Genomic DNA, 16947 nt, shown 5'->3' with positions numbered 1-16947 from the left:
GCGTAAAATGAGCAAACAATCGCAGGACGATATCACCGATCGTATGTATCAATTCTTAGCGGAAGATGAAGATGCTCGGGTATGCAAAGATATTCCTGATGAAGCCTGCGGCGAGCAGCCCACATCATTTGTGCTCCACCTCTTATCATTAACCCTCACAAAATTGGGCGATTCGCTGGTAAGTGCGCGTTTAGTGTTACCGTGGATGCTGTCTGTGGTTGGCGCCCCGGCGTTTTTCATTAGTATGCTGGTGCCTTTGCGGGAATCCCTATCGCTGCTTCCCCAGCTTTTTGTTGCGCAACGCATGCGCGAACGGCCAGTGCGAAAATGGTTCTGGGTTGCGGGCAGTGTTGGGCAAGCGCTGGCGTTGTTATTTATGGCCTCAGGTTTTTTAATGCTCAGCGATTATGGCTTATTCGGCTGGCAAGCGAGCGCAACAACTTTCGGTTGGTGGGTAATCGGATGGCTGATTGTTTTTAGTTTATCTCGGGGGATCTGCTCGGTAGCAAGCAAAGATGTGTTGGGAAAAACCATATCGAAAACTCGCCGTGGAAGGCTAACGGGCTTAGCGGCAACAACCGCCGGGGTGCTTACCTTAGCTACCGCTGTGGTTATTATATTCGCCCCTGAAGTTGAAGGCAGTTATTTGCTTTTCATTGCGCTTTTGGCGGGAGCTGCGGTGCTGTGGCTACTGGCAGCAATAAGCTATGCGCGTATTCCGGAAACGCCAGGCGCTACTGCTGGCGGCGGCAATGCGATAACTGAGGCGATAAAATCGATAGCATTGATTTGGCAAGATAAGCAGTTCGGCCAGTTTGTGGCTACACGAGCGTTACTCGTTTCTTCCGCGTTCTCGATACCCTATATTGTAGTGCTGATCCAGCGCCAAAGCGCCGGAGAGCTTACTGGCTTAGGCGGTATGCTACTCGCTAGTGGTTTAGCGGGCATGTTGGCAGGGCGCTTCTGGGGGCGTTGGTCGGATAGTGCAAGCAACCATGTTATGGCCGCTGCCGCCTTTATGGCCTCGGCGGTAATGGCACTCACCTTGTTTATTGATTTCACCGCGCAGGCGTGGCTTGGCCAAGTATTAGTGGGTGGCGGTTTAATATTCCTAGCTGCGGTGGCTCATCATGGCGCGCGCGTAGGCCGCAAAACCTACCTTGTTGATATGGCCAACCAAGAGAATCGGGCGCAATACACTGCCGTAAGCAATACCGTGATTGGTATTTTACTGTTACTAGGCATGCTGCTCGGCGTGCTGGATGAGCTAGCCGGAACCTATGCTGTGCTAGTGCTACTCATTGTTGTGGGCGTAATAGCCGGTATTCGCGCACTTACGTTACCGAACGTAACCGATGAATAGTGCCTAACTGGTTCTCGAAAGTACTCAGGAGTTTGAAACTTTCAACTTATTCCTCACTCGCGCCTTATGTGTAATCACTATGTTGAGTACATATATCAAAACAAAGAGAACGCCTAGTGTCGGCAGGAAAAGGCAGAGAATAAACGCTATCGCTAACTGCCATGATGGCCGAGGTGCTTCTTGGCAAAATGACCACACCAATAACGGTAATAGTGTTAAAAAGATGAGAAGTGATATGAGTAGCACCCCTGATGCGAATGGTACAAATTCCATATTATGTGCTCCTTAATTTAGCAATATTAATGTCACTCCAGTTATTTTGAATACAATCGTTTTCAGTACGGCGAAAATATTTACTACCAAATGTACTATCAAGTTAGCATAGGTTTTTTATCGTTAGCAAACCGAGCGATTTAAGCATTCTGATTGCATAGGATTCGTGTCATAGTTAGCAAAACAACTATCAAATGGATGGGTTTATTGTGGAAGTAAGTAAAAAAGCTGCTTTTGTGAGTATGTATAAAGAGTATTGGCTAGAACTTCGTAACCTAAAAAGACCAATAAATATTGCCACGTTACCAACTATCATTATCGGTACATTTTTGGCGGGTGCGCCTGCATTAGGTTTGGCTTTATACGTAATTTTCGAACTATTTATTCGCTACATTGATGATAAATCTGACGCTACAAAAAGAATTCTTCGGCAAGAAATGGAGCGGAAGAAGCCGATGAGTGAATAGGTAGAATAGTTCTGCTAAAACTGCGGCCATTCTTGATAAAAGCACAATTGTTTCTGCCGATTACCTCTGATGAACTGGAGCCGTCATTGCAACGTTATTTTCCTTTGATACAAGGCACACCACAAGCGATTGCGGCAGGAGCGGCATGGGTTGTTATCGCGACCCTTTTGGGAGCTTTGTTTTTACCTTGGCTAACGATTGGCAACATCTCATTACTATATGTTGCAGGAATTGTTTTCGTGGGTGTTCAGGGAGGGTTAGTTGCGGCGATCACCACGGCAATTATAAGCTTCTTGAGCTTTAACTTCTTTCTTACCAGCCCGCAATTTACATTTCGTGTGGACTCCCAAGACGATATTATTACGTTAGTTTTTATGATGGCTTTTAGCTTGCTGGTGGCACCCGCTGCATCATTAATTCGGAAGCAGATCATAACAACAGAATCTTTGCGCAAAGCAAAGTTAGAAACTGAAATGGAGCAGTTAAAAAACGCGCTTTTGTCGTCAGTTTCACATGATTTACGTTCTCCGCTGAGTGCCATTATGGGGTCTGCTGAAATGCTTCGCGATAAGCAAAGCGTGCTTTCGGATGACAACAAGCACGAGCTGGTTAGCGGTATTTACATGGAAACGAAGCGGCTAGATAAATATATTCAAAACCTTCTTGATATGACCCGGTTGGGTTACGGCGAGCTTGAATTACAGCGAGATTGGGTAACGCTAGGCGATATTATTGCTTCTTTAACTAAACGGTTAGCCCGATACCCCGTTCGATTAGATAATAATGAATATCGTCATGTTCCTCAAATTGATGTTGTTCTGCATGATCATGATGCGCTTTTGTATGTTCATGCGGCATTGATCGAACAAGCCCTTTTCAATATTGTGGAAAATTGTTGTCGTTTCGCGCCGGTAAATATTCCCGTGCGGGTTCGTTCTTATTTAATAACTGCTGATACGCTGCGAATAGAAATTGAAGATGAAGGCCCAGGAATACCCGCCGGTGAAGAGGAGTACATTTTCACGATGTTCTTTTCAAGAAGCTCGAATCTTAACGAGAGTTCGCCGAGAGGAATGGGGCTTGCGATTAGTAAAGGTATGCTAGGTGCTCACGGGGCCTCTTTAAAAGTGGATACAGAATACGCAATGGGAGCGCGGTTTATAATCGACTTACCAATGCATAGAAACGAGAATAAATGAACGTGCATCATCATTGAATCGGGTGGTAAGTAGAGGCGTTGTGAGCAGTAAAATTCTAATTGTTGAAGATGAAGCGAATATTCGCCGAATGTTACAAATTGCTCTTCATAGCGAAGGCTATCAAGCGCTTGAGGCTGAAAGTGCATTTGCGGCGAAGCAGTGGCTGAACAGCACAGCGTTTTCCTGCATTCTTCTCGATCTGGGGCTCCCTGATGAAGATGGGAAATCGCTGGTGCGTTTTATTCGAACGCTAGTTGATACACCTATCATCGTGATCTCGGCGCGAGAGCACGAGCAAGAAAAGATTGCGGCACTCGACGCAGGCGCAAACGATTACATTACAAAACCGTTTAATGTAGGTGAGCTGTGCGCGAGAATTCGTGCAGCAACCCGCAATAAAAAAGTAGTTCAAGTAGCTGAGCAGCTAAGCGATAAACTTTTAACCATCGATTTCGCCGCTCGTTTAGTAACCCTAAATAGTGAGCCAGTTGAACTAACTCGTAAGGAATACCAAGTGCTTGAAGCGCTCGCTCGTGCGCCTGAAAGGGTAGTTACGCAAACGCAATTGCTGTGTGATATTTGGGGACCAACACACGCCGAAGATAGCCATTATCTCCGTATCGTTATCAGCCATTTACGCCGTAAATTAGATTGCCGTGAATTTGATCACGACCATCATTATATCCACACCGAACAAGCTGTAGGTTATCGGCTCAAGCTTTTATAACGATTAACCAATCGGTACTTTTACCTCAGGGTAACCTAAGTGCTTAGGTTTAGGGCTAGCAAGAAAATAAGCCATAGTCAGCGGGCCCAAGCGACCAACGAACATGAGCACCATAATCAGCACTTGCCCGAATACAGATAACTCGCCGGTGAGGCCTCGCGATAAACCTACCGTTCCAAATGCGGATACCGCCTCAAACACAACATCTAAAAATGGTTGATGCTGAAGAACCGTAAGTAAAAATATAGCTATCCAGATGAGCGCTACAGATATTAAGGTTAGCGCCAGTGCCTTACGAACCGTGTTACGTGGAATAGTGCGGCCTAATAAAACAACTTCATCACGCTGGCGCAGATAAGCGTAAGTTGCCATAACCAACACGATAAATGTCATTACTTTAATACCGCTGGCGGTACTTAATGAACCACCACCAATAAACATCAGCAACAGCATTAAAGTGGTTGTGCTGTCTTCCAAAGCGCTAATATCGATAGTATTAAAGCCTGCGGTTCGAGTTGTGGTTGCTTGGAACCATGCCGCCCACCATTGCTCCGATGATGTTAGTGAACGCAGAGTTTCTGGGTTATCTAACTCGAGTATAAAAATAATTAGCATGGCGAAAACGTTGATCAATACCACGCTTGTAAGCAATGCTTTGCTGTAAATGCTGAGCTTTCTCCAGCGTCGCTGTTGCCAGATATCCATCCACACACCGAATCCCAATCCACCGGTAATAAACAAGCCGGTGATAATGATATTAATCGTGGGGTCGCCGACATACGGCATTAAGCTGTTAGCATCGAGAGCAAATCCGGCATTATTAAAGGCTGAAATTGCATAGAAGAAGCTATGAAATAATGCTTGTTGCCAGGCCATCTCAGGCAACCACCGCAAAAATAAGATAAGCATGCCCGCGCTTTCAACGATTAAAGCGAAAACAATTACCGCCTTCGCCGTTTGTACCACGGTGGCCCACGATGTTTGATTAAACGCCGCGGTAGCAATGATCTGTTGCCGAAAACCAATTTTCCCACCAATCGCTATCAGCGCAACAATAGCGAAGGTCATTAAACCAAGGCCTCCGGCTTGAATTAGCAAAGCAATAATGAGCTGCCCGAACATGGTGAAATCAGTGCCGGTATCAACAACAACTAGCCCGGTAACCGTAACTGCTGAGGTAGCAGTAAAAGCTGCTTCAAGTAGTGAAATGTTGGAATTAGCAGACATCGGCAACATTAATAAAAATGTACCGATAACAATCAATCCTGCAAACCCTAAAGCTAGTATCGTGGGTGGGCTGAGCTGAATCTTCTTGCGGCTATGGTTAACTTTAGGGTGCAGAGCAATATAGCGGCTATTCATTTCAACAACGGCCCAAGTTTGGTTAGCACATCCCGAGCACCCACTAAAACTAAGTGATCTTTATTCTGCAGGGCAAAATTATCGTCTGGATGATGAAACATTTCTATGTCGCGTTTCACTAGTAGAATGTTTACTTGGTTTCCTGTTGCTTTACGCAGGTGCCCTACAGTTTTAGAGCTTATTTTCTCTGTGATATTTACATCCACAATGTACGTGTTGTGTCCTAATCCGATGTAACTGTTGACCATTGGGTAGTTTAGCGATTGTGCTACGCGAATACCCATCTCTTCTTCGGGGTGAACAATATTGCGCACGCCCAACTTACTGAGAATAGAGTGATGCGCGGAATCGCCCGCCTTAACCCATAGGCAACGAATTCCTAAATTTAAAAGGTTTAGCGTGCACAATAAACTGGCTTGTAGATCCTCACCAATTGCTACAACTATCCCATCACAATTACCAAGATTTAGTTCTTTAAGTGCGCGCTCATCGGTGGCATCGGCAATAATAGTTTGTGATAGGCGCTCTGCAAGAGGCTCGGCTGCTTTCGGGTCGATATCAATACCGAGCACTTCATTCCCAAGATGCATAAGTTCCAACGAAGTAGTAGTACCAAATCGGCCAAGGCCAATAACTGCAAAATACGCCATGATTCTTCCTCTTTAAATCATATTAGATACTCACTATTTTAAGAGGTAACGCGATTCGAAGGTGTAAAATTTCCATAAAAAAACCTCGAGCTTCAGAAAAGCTCGAGGTTTCTATCGGTCGTTATTTGGCGTTAACTAACCTTCCAAGCGGCCATCACGAATGTGCTTTTCGCCACGTGCTTTGGCGAGTTGAACTTGCTTCTCGCGTTCGGCGAAGCGTTCTTTCTGGCTTGGCGTTGTTTTATCAAAACAATGGGGGCAGCTTACGCCTTTTTCATATTGCTCTGATTGCATTTCTTCTTCTGTGATTGGCATGCGGCAAGCGTAGCATTGGTCATAAGAGCCTTGCTCTAAGCCATGCTTCACGGTTACACGCTGGTCGAATACAAAGCATTCGCCATCCCACATGCTCTCTTCGGCGGGTACTTCTTCTAGGTACTTTAAGATACCGCCGTGTAGGTGATACACCTCGTTAAAGCCAAGTTCTTTCAAGTATGCCGTAGATTTCTCACAACGGATGCCACCGGTACAAAACATGGCTACTTTCTTGTGCTTTTCTTTATCGAGGTGCTCTTTTACGTATTCGGGAAATTCCCGAAATGTTTCTGTTTTCGGGTTAATAGCACCCTTAAATGTACCCACGGCATATTCGTAATCGTTGCGGGTATCGATAAGTAATACTTCGGGATCGCTAATAATGCGGTTCCACTCTGACGGCGCCACGTATGTGCCCACGATATTTTTAGGATCTACCCAATCGAGGCCCATGGTTACAATTTCTTTCTTCAATTTAACCTTGGTGCGGTAAAAAGCTTGGGTTTCGCTAGGTGATTCTTTGTGCTCGAGATCGGCGAAGCGGCTATCGCTTTTCAACCAGTTGAGCACATTATCCACCGCATCGCGGGTACCACAAATAGTGCCGTTAATACCTTCGCGGGCGAGTAAAAGGGTGCCTTTTACTTCATTTTCAGCCATTACATCAAATAACGGCTGGCGGAGTTCTTCATAATCATTTAGCTCTACAAACTTATAGAGCGCTGCACAAATATATTGCATCACTTTTTCCTTCGGCTGGCTGAATCGTAAATTCAGTGCGGTTAACTGGGTGCGTGTAAAAACGCGGGCGCATTATAGCGAATAAAAAATCGCCTCGCTAGGCTTCAACCTAAACAAAAAAGCCACGGTAGCGTTTGCAAACCGTGGCTTTCAAATGGGTATTTATTCGAGACTTAGCCTAAATATGAAGTAAGCATCCAAGCCGTTTTCTCTTGCTGAGAAATGTAATCGCTCATCAAGGCAACGGTACCTTCGTCGCCTAGCTCTGCCGCTTCAGCTAAAATTTCACGTTGTAGTTGGATTACCGCTTTGTAGCTTTGCAGAATATTTTCTACACATTCACGGCCATCATGCACATCTTTCGCTTCGGCGATATTGCTTTGCTCAAGATACGCGGAATAAGCATGGCGGGGGCGCTGACCCAAGGTAAGAATGCGCTCTGCTACTTCATCGATCTTCAATAATAAATCGTTGTAGGTTTCTTCGAATTTTACATGTAGTTCGAAAAAGCGTTCGCCGCGCACATTCCAATGGAAACCGCGAACATTCATGTAAAACACTTGGTAGTTTGCCAAGAGTTGGTTCAGTTTATCAGCCAGCGCTTTCGCACCTTGTGCTTCCAAACCAATAACATTTAACTGTTGCATATGTTTACTCCTTTCCCATGCGTTAAAAAAATTCCTAACGCCATCGTTCATGCTAACAACACTACCACCTTACGTGGAGATTACTAACGATACTTATCTATTGTGCCATTCGTTTTTATCAATGTAGTTGCGCTGAATCAATTACCGTGATGATAGGATCATGATCCGAAGAACGATAAGGCGATGGCGCATACCACTGCTCTTGCTGTTGTTCAGTTTTCCCACGGGTTGGATATTGGAAGGCAATTGGTTCATCGGCGTTAATGTACCAATGCGCCATACCTTGAACAGCATCCCAAATTGAATCGTGCACTAATACGTGATCTAAACTTCCTTGCTCACCCCGAAACACATACGAGTAACCATCGGTGTCGAAGTAGTTGGCTAGGTTCGGGAAGCCGGCACCGGCTAGAGCGGCAAGCGGATCTTCCATCTTGTAAGCATTAAAATCACCAAGCACTATGTAGTTACTATGGCTTAAATCCTTCGGATTGCTAGCAAGCCACTTCACTAACGCTTCAGCCGTTTCAACGCGCAATTGATTCCAGCACGCTTGACCATCGTTTTGATTGGCGTTTGCGTCATTACGTTCACTTGGGCAACTGCCTTTCGATTTAAAGTGATTGGCTACAACTGCAATTTCTTTACCAGTACTATTTACGCTAAAGTTTTGCAGCAGTGGCGGGCGGCTGCCCCAGCTAAACGGGCCTTCTTCGGTCCATTGCGCGTCACCTTTAGGTGCAACCCGATCATTGCGGTAAATAATGGCTTGGGTAATGGCATCGCCGCCAACTTGATCAGCATCAGCGCTCACATACGAGTATGGCGAGCCTGAAACCGTATCGTTTAAGCCGCGGGTTAGGTCGGCAAGGGCACTAAATTCGCCAAAGCCATCATTTTCCATTTCCATTAACGCATAAATATCGGCATCTAAGGCAACAATAGTCGCTAACGTTTTCGCCCGCTGGCGTTCGAACTCTTCTGGCGTTGCTGCGCCACGAGGCGTTGGGAAATCACCGCCTTGGCCATCGCCGTTAAAGTAGTTGAGCACGTTAAATGCAACCACTCGTAAATCACCTTCAGGTAATTCAGGAACATCAGTACGAGGGTTTCTTTGTTGGAATGTTGGATCTATCACAGGTTGGATATGGTAACTATTGCCAACGCGTACCAATATGCCTTCAATATTACTCACTTCATCACCGCCACGAACGGGATTAGCCATGCTGAGGCCGCCAGTGGGGTAGCGCACAACCTCTGGGTTTTCTACCCACGAGCCATCATCGAGCACTAAACGGCGCGCATTGTTGTAGCTGGTTCTAACGGAAACATCAGGGCCTGGCTGTTCAACTTGAGTGGCGGTCCATAAGCGTTCGGTGGCAATATCTAGGGTGCCAAAGCGACCAAGCTGATAATTGCCAATAACCACCATATCGTGATCGAGAGAAACGCGTTGGAGTAAATGATTATCCAGCGTTTCATTTTGCTGCAATGGTAGGCTTACATTTACCGTTTTAATTTCGGCAGTACCGCAGTTAGCGAAATCGCTAATATTGGTTAGCTGCCAGCCGCCGTAATATGAATCGATATTACCGGTTACTTGAATGCTTTGGCCTTCAACAACCTCGCCAATTAATGGGCTATCGGGTACAAAAGCTGCACCGTCGTCGCCTTGAATAAAGAAACCTTGAAGCTGGTGTTCACCCTGGAAAACACCATGCACCACGCCGTTCACTGTAACGCTAGTATTCTCATCGCTGCGCGCAAGCGCTGCTAATTGCGCGAGGCCAGCGGTCGGGCTTGCACATTGCTCGGCAATGATATCGCCGCTGTCTGAAGAGCTGTACGTGCCAGAACAAGCGCTCAAGGTAAGAACCGCAATGCTTGCTGCAGAAAAGCTCAGTAATTTAAAGTTCATAAGTTTGTTATCCAAAATAATTTCGTTAAGTGTAGCTAAGTTGTGAAATTAAGCGCCAGATTTTTGTTCTGGGGCTATTACTCGTGTTGCTTTCACTCGCTCGTCAGCATAACTACCGAGCACTTTTATAAACCGGGTCATTGCCTTTAATTCCCGCAACGCATCTTGCCATTGCGGGCTTTGTTCGTGTACGGCCAAATCTACATAAAATAACTCTTCCCAAGGATTACCTGGCATTGGCCGCGATTCCAACTTAATTAAGTTGAGTTCATGCTGGCGCAAGATAATCAGCGCATCGGCGAGTGCGCCTGGCTGATTATGGGTGGCCATAATTAAACTGGTACGTGCTGGCACCTGCTGCGGAACATGGCAGGCTTCCCGTTGAATTAAAATAAAGCGTGTTTGATTACCGGGCTGATCCGCTAAGTTCTGCGCCACTGCAACAAGATTAAACAACGCGCCACCGCTTTGCGAACCTAGGGCGGCAATACCAGGTTCTTTGCTAGTTGCTACCAGCTCCATTGCATGGGCTGATGAAGGGCAAGAAAGCACTTTCACATTTTCTAAATGGCTTAAATAACGTGAGCACTGTGCTATTGCTTGCGGGTGCCCATAAATCGTGTGTATTTCTTTATCTTCATCGCCTTTGCTAACCAGCAGTTGATGTTCAACCGAAAGGTAGGTTTCGGAAACAATGTGCAGGTGCGTATGGCGAAGTAAATCGTATACTTCGTTGATAGAACCCGATGTTGAATTCTCTATCGGTAAAATACCAAGGGTTGTATTCCCATCTTCAACTGATTTCAAAACATCATTAAAGGTTTCGCAGGAAACGCCTTGCAGCGTGCACTGTCGACGATTGGCATAGCCTTGTGCGGCCAAGTGGGAATAACTGCCCGCCGTACCTAAATGCGCAATACTTAAGCTTCCGCTACCATCGCCTTGTTGCATCCAGGCTTGTTGGGTGAGCACTGAATCTTCAATAATAATTTGGTAAAGGCGCGTTAAGTAGCCGGCATCAAGGCCGAGTTCAGTGCCGTGCTCCATAAGCCGTAATAGCAGTGAAGCTTCACGTTCAGTATCGCGCACGGCACCTGCTTTTTCAGCTTTATTGCGTGCTACGGCCAACGCAACTTCGCGGCGCTCGGCGAGTGCTTCTAAAATGCGCCGATCGACATCTTCAATGCGCGTGCGCAGCGATTGTAAATCCATGGGTATCGCCCTCAATTCATACTCTTTTGCCAAAACCCGTTTAACAGGCCAGCTATAATCTTGTGAATTTATGAAGATACCATGAAACTTGCGTAAATTGGTGGCGTAGGTGCAGTAAATAACAACAGATTCGGTAGGTTTTTTTAGAAACACGCTGAAAAATTTTATTTTGCGCGTTACAGTTCGGTAGGCGCCTATTCGGTGAGGTTTTTACTATCAGGAGTAAGGCAAAATATGCAGAGTTCGAAAATTTTATTTCGTAGTTTATGTGTGCTGGGCGCGGTTGTTATAACAACTGCTTGCGCGGCACCGGATGAACAACCACAGCAGGAATTCTTTGCAGCGTTGAAAAGTTTGTGTGGTAAAGCATATGCGGGAGAACGTGTAATAGAGCGTCCAGGCCGTGATTTGCTTGAAGGCGATGAAAAACTTATTGTGCACTTTCGCGAGTGTTCGGAAAATCAGGTTCTGGCGCCGTTCCACATTGAAAAGCCGGATCGCAATGATTGGGATCGCTCTCGTACTTGGATCTACACTCGGCATCATGATCATTTAACGTTAAGCCATGATCATCGCGAACCCGACGGCTCACCTTCTGAAGAAACTGATTATGGTGGCGCTACAGTAGATACTGGAACGGCGGAGCAACAGATGTTTATTTTCACTGAACGAACGGGTGAGAACGGCGAAACCCTGGGTTGGCGAATAGAAGTGGTGCCTGGCGAACGCTATAGCTACGGCACAATGGCCGACGGTGAGTGGACATGGCGAGTTGATTTCGATTTAAGCGAAATTATTGATTCGCCACCTGCACCTTGGGGCTACTAATTATAAATTTGAAAGTGAGTGCTCGCTAACGCGGGCACTCATAACCGCCAATGATTCCTTTGGGCGAAAGTACCCATTGCCAAAGCTGGATATCACGAGAACGGAATGCGCCTGCGCAAGAAAGTAGGTAATAACGCCACATTCGATAAAAGCGCTCACCGTATTGCTCTTTGAATTCCGGCCAAGCTGCTTCAAAGTTAGCGTGCCAGGCCATGAGTGTTTTATCGTAATCCGCACCGAAACTATGTACATCTTCCATGACAAACAAACCTTCGCTCGCCCGGCTAATGTGGCGCATAGATGGTAATTCTCCATTTGGAAAAATATATTTCTCAATGAACGGGTCGGGCATGGTATCGCCTATATTACGGCCTATAGTATGCAGCAGGAAAAGACCATCGGGCGCTACACAACGCTTCACTACTTCCATATATTTCCGGTGATTTTTCGGCCCTACGTGTTCAAACATGCCAAGGCTTACTACGCGGTCAAACGGTTCATTCATATCCCGATAATCCGCTAACCGTACTTCTACCGGTAAGCCAGCGCAGTGTTCTTCCGCTAGTTTTGCTTGCTCTTTAGAAATGGTAATACCGACGCATTCAACGCCATAATTCTCGGCCGCGTACCGCATGAAGCTACCCCAACCACAGCCGATATCAAGAACCCGCATGCCCGGCTGCAACCCCAGTTTTTGGCAGGCCAAATCGAGTTTTGCTTCTTGTGCTTGGTTCAGATTTTCAGCGTTTTTCCAATAACCGCAGGTGTACACCATGCGGTCGTCCAACATTTTTTTATAGAACGCATTGCCAATATCGTAGTGCGCTTCGCCTACCTGCCAGGAACGGCGATTACTTTGTAAGTTAAAGAAACGATTTTTCAAGAAGTGGAATAGCAAGCGAGATGGGTTAATTTTTTGCTGAACTTTATTTCGTAACAGGTGAAAGAAGAATTCATCAAGCGCATGACAATCCCATTCGCCGTCCATATAAGATTCGCCCAAGCCTAAGTTTCCCCGGGCTAGCGCTTGCGCAAACACGCGCGAATCGTGAAGTTGAAAATCCCAATCGCGGTTGCCGTTTATTTGAATGTCAGCCGCGAGCAATAGTTCTTCTGCTAGGCGATAAGATGAGTTCATGCGTTACGTCTCCTGTTGCCGGAAATGTGTATTTCGCCATAAACCTTGTACTCTACATCTACCAAAGTTGTGTTTTTTCTAATCGTATCAACATAAACATTAACAAAAAAAATTGAATTTGTAGCGTATAAGCTGCGATTTCCAGAATTACATGTTTATAAATGAACCGTAATTCGGGATAATGCGCGCTAATGTGCGGTTACCGATGTAGAAAATAGGGTTACTTGTGGGAAAAACAACTGTTATTGCCATTGCTGGGCCTTCAGCTTCTGGGAAAAGTTTATTTGCTTCAACTGTTTACCAAGAGTTAGTTGCTGAACTTGGTGGCGAACGTATTTCTGTTCTTTCAGAAGATGCGTACTACCGCGATCAAAGCCATTTATCATTAGATCAGCGAGTACTTACCAACTACGATCACCCGAGCGCATTTGAACATGAGCTGTTAGCTGCCCATTTGCAGAGCTTACGCGATGGAAATTCAGTTGAAATGCCGCAATATTCATATAAAGAACATACACGTATAAAAGATACTATTCCGGTAACGCCAGCTCGGGTTATCCTCGTTGAAGGTATTTTGTTACTCTGTGATCCTAAATTACGGGATCAGTTCGATATATCGGTGTTTATGGATACGCCCTTAGATATTTGTTTATTACGGCGTATTAATCGTGATATTGAAATGCGAGGCCGTTCACTTAGTTCGATTACTGAGCAGTATGAACATTATGTGCGCCCCGCATTTTTTGAATTTATCGCACCTTCGAAGCAATTTGCCGATCTTGTGGTAACCCGCGGCGGCCAAAACGAAATTGCCATTGATATTATTAAAACAAAAATCCGGCAGCTCCTGGCTGAATAAAGCTAATTGAGCTCAATACCGGCGAATAATAAATAGGGAAACAGAATGATAAGCCTTATCGGAATGGCTGTGTTGTTACTGGTTGCGTTTGCATTCTCAACAGCACGTAAAAGTATTCGGTGGCGTACCATCGTTTTAGCATTTGCATTGCAAGCAGGGTTAGGTGCATTTGTATTGTATGTGCCTATCGGGCAAGAAGTGCTCGGAGGCATCGCCTTCGGTGTCGCGAGTGTAATTGAATACGCAAACGCGGGTATTAGCTTCTTGTTTGGTGATATCGGTGAATACTCACAAGGGTTTATTTTCGCTATTCATGTATTAAGCGTTATTGTGTTTTTCTCTTCACTTATCGCCGTTTTATATCATGTTGGCATCATGACAAAGGTTATCAACTTGATTGGTGGTGGTTTGCAAAAACTACTGGGTACCAGCCGCCCTGAATCAATGTCGGCTGCAGCGAATATCTTTGTAGGCCAAACCGAAGCGCCGCTAGTTGTGCGTCCGTTTATCCCAAACATGACCCGTTCAGAGCTTTTCGCCGTAATGGTGGGTGGCTTAGCTTCAATCGCCGGTTCAGTGCTTGCCGGTTATGCAGGCTTGGGTATTGAATTGAAATACCTTATTGCTGCGTGTTTTATGGCGGCGCCAGGTGCTTTGTTAATGGCGAAGATCATAGTGCCAGAAACAGAAGAACCGAATAATAATTTGCAACATGTGCCTACGGAAGAACGCCGTGCAAATGTGATTGATGCTGCAGCTTCAGGCGCTTCGAGCGGCATGCAATTGGCCCTAAACGTAGGTGCTATGTTGCTTGCGTTCGTAGCACTTATCGCATTAGTAAACGGCGTTTTAGGCTGGTTCGGCGGGTTCTTTGGTTACGAAGAGCTTACCATGCAGGTTATTTTTGGTTATATCTTCCAGCCGCTCGCGTTCATTATGGGTATTCCATGGGATGAAGCGCAGATCGCTGGCAGCTTTATTGGCCAGAAACTGGTAATCAACGAATTTGTTGCCTACTTAGATTTCGCGCAATTTAAAGATACAATGAGCATGCAAAGCCAAATCATTATCACCTTTATGCTTTGTGGTTTTGCTAACTTTTCTTCGATTGCTATTTTGCTGGGTGGGTTAGGTGGTATGGCCCCGAGCCGACGTAAAGATATTGCAACGATGGGCATGCGCGCTTTGTTGGCTGCTACACTTGCTAACTTAATGAGTGCTTGTATTGCCGGATTCTTTTTTGTTCTGGCCGCATAAAAGGTACAGCGTAGAAGGAAGAAGTGGTTTCAAAGGAAGTATTGTGTGAACCGAGGAGTAATCACATGAAACAATTGACAGTATGGATTAGTGTAATTTTATTAGCGTTCGCTTTTGGTAATGCAAAAGCGGAAGAAATTGATACGAGCAACCCGTTCAAAATGCTTGAGCAAATCGCAGAGCGAATGACAGTTCGCATTACCGAAGAGCGCAGCACCATTGAAGAGAATCCGGGTTTCTTGCGGCAGATAATGGTTGATGAACTGTTACCCTACTCAGATTATCAATATGCGGCACGGCTAGTATTGGGCCGCAATTGGGATCGCTTGAATGAGAGTCAGCAAGAAGAATTTGTAACGGTATTTCGCGAATATTTGGTAACCACCTACGCGCGAGTATTCACCCAGTACGATGAAACTCGCCATAAAATATCTTTTGGCCGTGCTGGAAGTTATGAAAATGAGCGCCGTGTAACTGTTCGGGCGCAGCTCGTAGAAAAAGGCGGGCGGCCACCCATTCGTTTAGATTTTCAGTTGCAACGTCGAAGCCCTGATGCACCGTGGATGGCGTTTGATTTGGTTGCTGAAGGCGTAAGCATGTTGAACGCGCAACGTTCAGAGATCGAGGCATCGTTACGTCAAAACGGTATTGATGGTACGATTGAGTTGCTTCGCGAGCGTGCGAACAAAGAAATTAATTTAGATGAAGATATAGACGTTTCAGATTTCACAAACGATTAATCGCATATTTTCGAAAGCCGGTAAGTTCCTAATGTATTGGGCTTGCCGGCTTTTTTAATTGCCGAACCACATTTCAAATTCAAGGCCAATAAGCCATTGTGCTTCACGCCGATGAGCTAGTTCTTCACGCGGCCAATGCAAACCACCGGAAAGCTCTAGGTAAAGCCAATCTCGGGCGAACTGACGACGGTGAATGGCACGTAACCCCCATTCTCGCAATGGCACTTCTTGTTTGGTTTCGCCTTCGTACCAGATTTCACCTGCTACTGCTCGTTCATTTCCGTAAAGGTGATATACCGCGAAGCTCCCATGCCAACGAATACCGTCGATTCGCTCAGCGCGTGTAGCATCAATAGTAAAACGGCTAAGCCATTCTGGGCTGGCGCTTTTCTCGATATCAATACGTTGATTAAAGCCGTAGCCATCACTATCCCGCCAAAATAAGCTCGAGCGCGTGCGCACCTGCTTAAATTCATCTATGCGATACTGGTACAGATAACGGGCATGGGTATATAGATCCGCTTTTAAACCGCCGCGAATACCGGCACTAATAGAGAACCGGTTCGCTTCACCTTGGTTGGGATTAAAACCCAGCCCAACAATCCATTCTTGGTCGCCACGATCAGAGCGAATCACTGAGCCGCGATATGAGGTTTGCTCTTCAACGGTAAAATCATCAAAATTGGTGCGGCCGATAATAGCCGAGAAACGTTCTTCAGTGTTCGGTAGGGTAAACTGCGCTCGAAAGCTAGAACGAACTTTCCAACCATCATATTGGCTCCACTCAGGGCCAACCGATAAGCGGCCTTTGCTATCGTAATCACCATCAAATGCGCGGCTATCGCCGAAAAAGTTATCGATCCAACGGGCTGTATTTTCAACCGAGCTTTCTACACCTGATTGCAAACCATCGAGCCAGCCTAGCTCAAGATCGTCGGTATCTTGTTCATCTTCTGCTTTCGCTTTAACTTTCTTTTCTACAGGCAGCAGCAACGGTTCTTCTTGTGCTGTTGCTTGGGCAACAAAGAAGCTCGCTGCGATGATAGCTAGTAGCCTGTTAAATTGCGTGATTTGCAAGCATCCATCCTCACGAAAAAGCCTAAATTCCCTTTTTATAATAGTTAGTATTTTAAAAATAATCAGGCTCGTAATGCTTAGCTTGCACGAATGTGGAATGAACGTCCAGATTGCTTTAATCGAATTTACGTAAATCAAAAAATAGGCTCAGCGTGATATACTCCGCAATCGCTT

16 protein-coding genes are annotated in these 16947 nt (G+C 45.7%); 8 read left to right on the top strand and 8 right to left on the bottom strand.

All coding sequences use genetic code 11. The annotated features are described in order from the left end of the window. The first annotated feature begins 7 nt into the window (after window positions 1-7). The 4 genes from CWE13_RS07830 (at window position 8) to CWE13_RS07815 (ending at window position 4029) form a co-directional block, all read left to right on the top strand. Complete coding sequence (locus CWE13_RS07830) at window positions 8-1363, top strand: MFS transporter (protein ID WP_126807502.1); 1356 nt, start codon at window positions 8-10, stop codon at window positions 1361-1363. 482 nt (window positions 1364-1845) lie between these two features. Beyond that, entirely contained in the window at window positions 1846-2103 is a 258-nt protein-coding gene (locus CWE13_RS07825; RefSeq protein ID WP_126807500.1) for a hypothetical protein, read from the top strand. A gap of 32 nt (window positions 2104-2135) precedes the next feature. Beyond that, window positions 2136-3302: a sensor histidine kinase gene (locus tag CWE13_RS07820; RefSeq protein ID WP_126807498.1), complete on the top strand. Its 1167-nt coding sequence runs from the start codon at window positions 2136-2138 to the stop codon at window positions 3300-3302. 40 nt (window positions 3303-3342) lie between these two features. Continuing rightward, window positions 3343-4029, top strand: coding sequence for a response regulator transcription factor (locus CWE13_RS07815; protein ID WP_126807496.1), 687 nt, complete (start codon window positions 3343-3345; stop codon window positions 4027-4029). Window positions 4030-4032: 3 nt separating this feature from the next. Here the strand turns inward: CWE13_RS07815 and CWE13_RS07810 are convergent, their stop codons facing one another. From CWE13_RS07810 to pheA, 6 genes are all read right to left on the bottom strand, one after another. Further along, window positions 4033-5391 carry a TrkH family potassium uptake protein gene (locus tag CWE13_RS07810; protein WP_126807494.1) on the bottom strand — a complete coding sequence of 453 codons (1359 nt, stop codon included), beginning with the start codon at window positions 5389-5391 and terminating at the stop codon, window positions 4033-4035. Then, complete coding sequence (locus tag CWE13_RS07805; RefSeq protein ID WP_126807493.1) at window positions 5388-6041, bottom strand: potassium channel family protein; 654 nt, start codon at window positions 6039-6041, stop codon at window positions 5388-5390. The genes CWE13_RS07810 and CWE13_RS07805 overlap by 4 nt, the downstream gene beginning before the upstream one ends. Before the next feature lie 135 nt (window positions 6042-6176). Next, window positions 6177-7097 carry an oxygen-dependent tRNA uridine(34) hydroxylase TrhO gene (gene trhO, locus CWE13_RS07800; protein ID WP_126807491.1) on the bottom strand — a complete coding sequence of 307 codons (921 nt, stop codon included), beginning with the start codon at window positions 7095-7097 and terminating at the stop codon, window positions 6177-6179. 173 nt (window positions 7098-7270) lie between these two features. Continuing rightward, window positions 7271-7744: a Dps family protein gene (locus tag CWE13_RS07795; RefSeq protein ID WP_126807489.1), complete on the bottom strand. Its 474-nt coding sequence runs from the start codon at window positions 7742-7744 to the stop codon at window positions 7271-7273. 118 nt (window positions 7745-7862) lie between these two features. Further along, the gene (locus tag CWE13_RS07790) at window positions 7863-9662 is read right to left on the bottom strand and encodes an ExeM/NucH family extracellular endonuclease (protein WP_126807487.1); all 1800 of its coding nucleotides are present in this window, start codon (window positions 9660-9662) and stop codon (window positions 7863-7865) included. A 48-nt stretch (window positions 9663-9710) separates the two neighbouring features. Continuing rightward, complete coding sequence (gene pheA / locus CWE13_RS07785; RefSeq protein WP_126807485.1) at window positions 9711-10874, bottom strand: prephenate dehydratase; 1164 nt, start codon at window positions 10872-10874, stop codon at window positions 9711-9713. Window positions 10875-11108: 234 nt separating this feature from the next. On the opposite strand from pheA, the gene CWE13_RS07780 reads away from it, so the two are divergent. Next, complete coding sequence (locus tag CWE13_RS07780; protein ID WP_126807483.1) at window positions 11109-11702, top strand: hypothetical protein; 594 nt, start codon at window positions 11109-11111, stop codon at window positions 11700-11702. Window positions 11703-11727: 25 nt separating this feature from the next. Here the strand turns inward: CWE13_RS07780 and cfa are convergent, their stop codons facing one another. Beyond that, a complete protein-coding gene (gene cfa, locus CWE13_RS07775; RefSeq protein WP_126807481.1) occupies window positions 11728-12840 on the bottom strand; it encodes a cyclopropane fatty acyl phospholipid synthase in 1113 nt (370 codons plus the stop codon). Window positions 12841-13066: 226 nt separating this feature from the next. On the opposite strand from cfa, the gene udk reads away from it, so the two are divergent. The 3 genes from udk (at window position 13067) to CWE13_RS07760 (ending at window position 15696) form a co-directional block, all read left to right on the top strand. Further along, window positions 13067-13699, top strand: a complete 633-nt coding sequence (gene udk, locus CWE13_RS07770; RefSeq protein WP_126807479.1) for a uridine kinase — start codon at window positions 13067-13069, stop codon at window positions 13697-13699. Window positions 13700-13744: 45 nt separating this feature from the next. Continuing rightward, a complete protein-coding gene (locus tag CWE13_RS07765; protein WP_126807477.1) occupies window positions 13745-14956 on the top strand; it encodes a NupC/NupG family nucleoside CNT transporter in 1212 nt (403 codons plus the stop codon). 65 nt (window positions 14957-15021) lie between these two features. Beyond that, a complete protein-coding gene (locus CWE13_RS07760) occupies window positions 15022-15696 on the top strand; it encodes an MlaC/ttg2D family ABC transporter substrate-binding protein (RefSeq protein WP_126807476.1) in 675 nt (224 codons plus the stop codon). Window positions 15697-15750: 54 nt separating this feature from the next. On the opposite strand, the gene CWE13_RS07755 is transcribed toward CWE13_RS07760, so the two are convergent. Next, a complete protein-coding gene (locus CWE13_RS07755) occupies window positions 15751-16773 on the bottom strand; it encodes a hypothetical protein (RefSeq protein ID WP_126807474.1) in 1023 nt (340 codons plus the stop codon). Window positions 16774-16947 lie beyond the last annotated feature (174 nt).

The organism is Aliidiomarina shirensis (assembly GCF_003987345.1).
Classification (GTDB): Bacteria; Pseudomonadota; Gammaproteobacteria; order Enterobacterales; family Alteromonadaceae; genus Aliidiomarina; species Aliidiomarina shirensis.
Note: the sequence above shows the minus strand (reverse complement) of the source record. Positions and strands in the feature narration are given on the sequence as shown.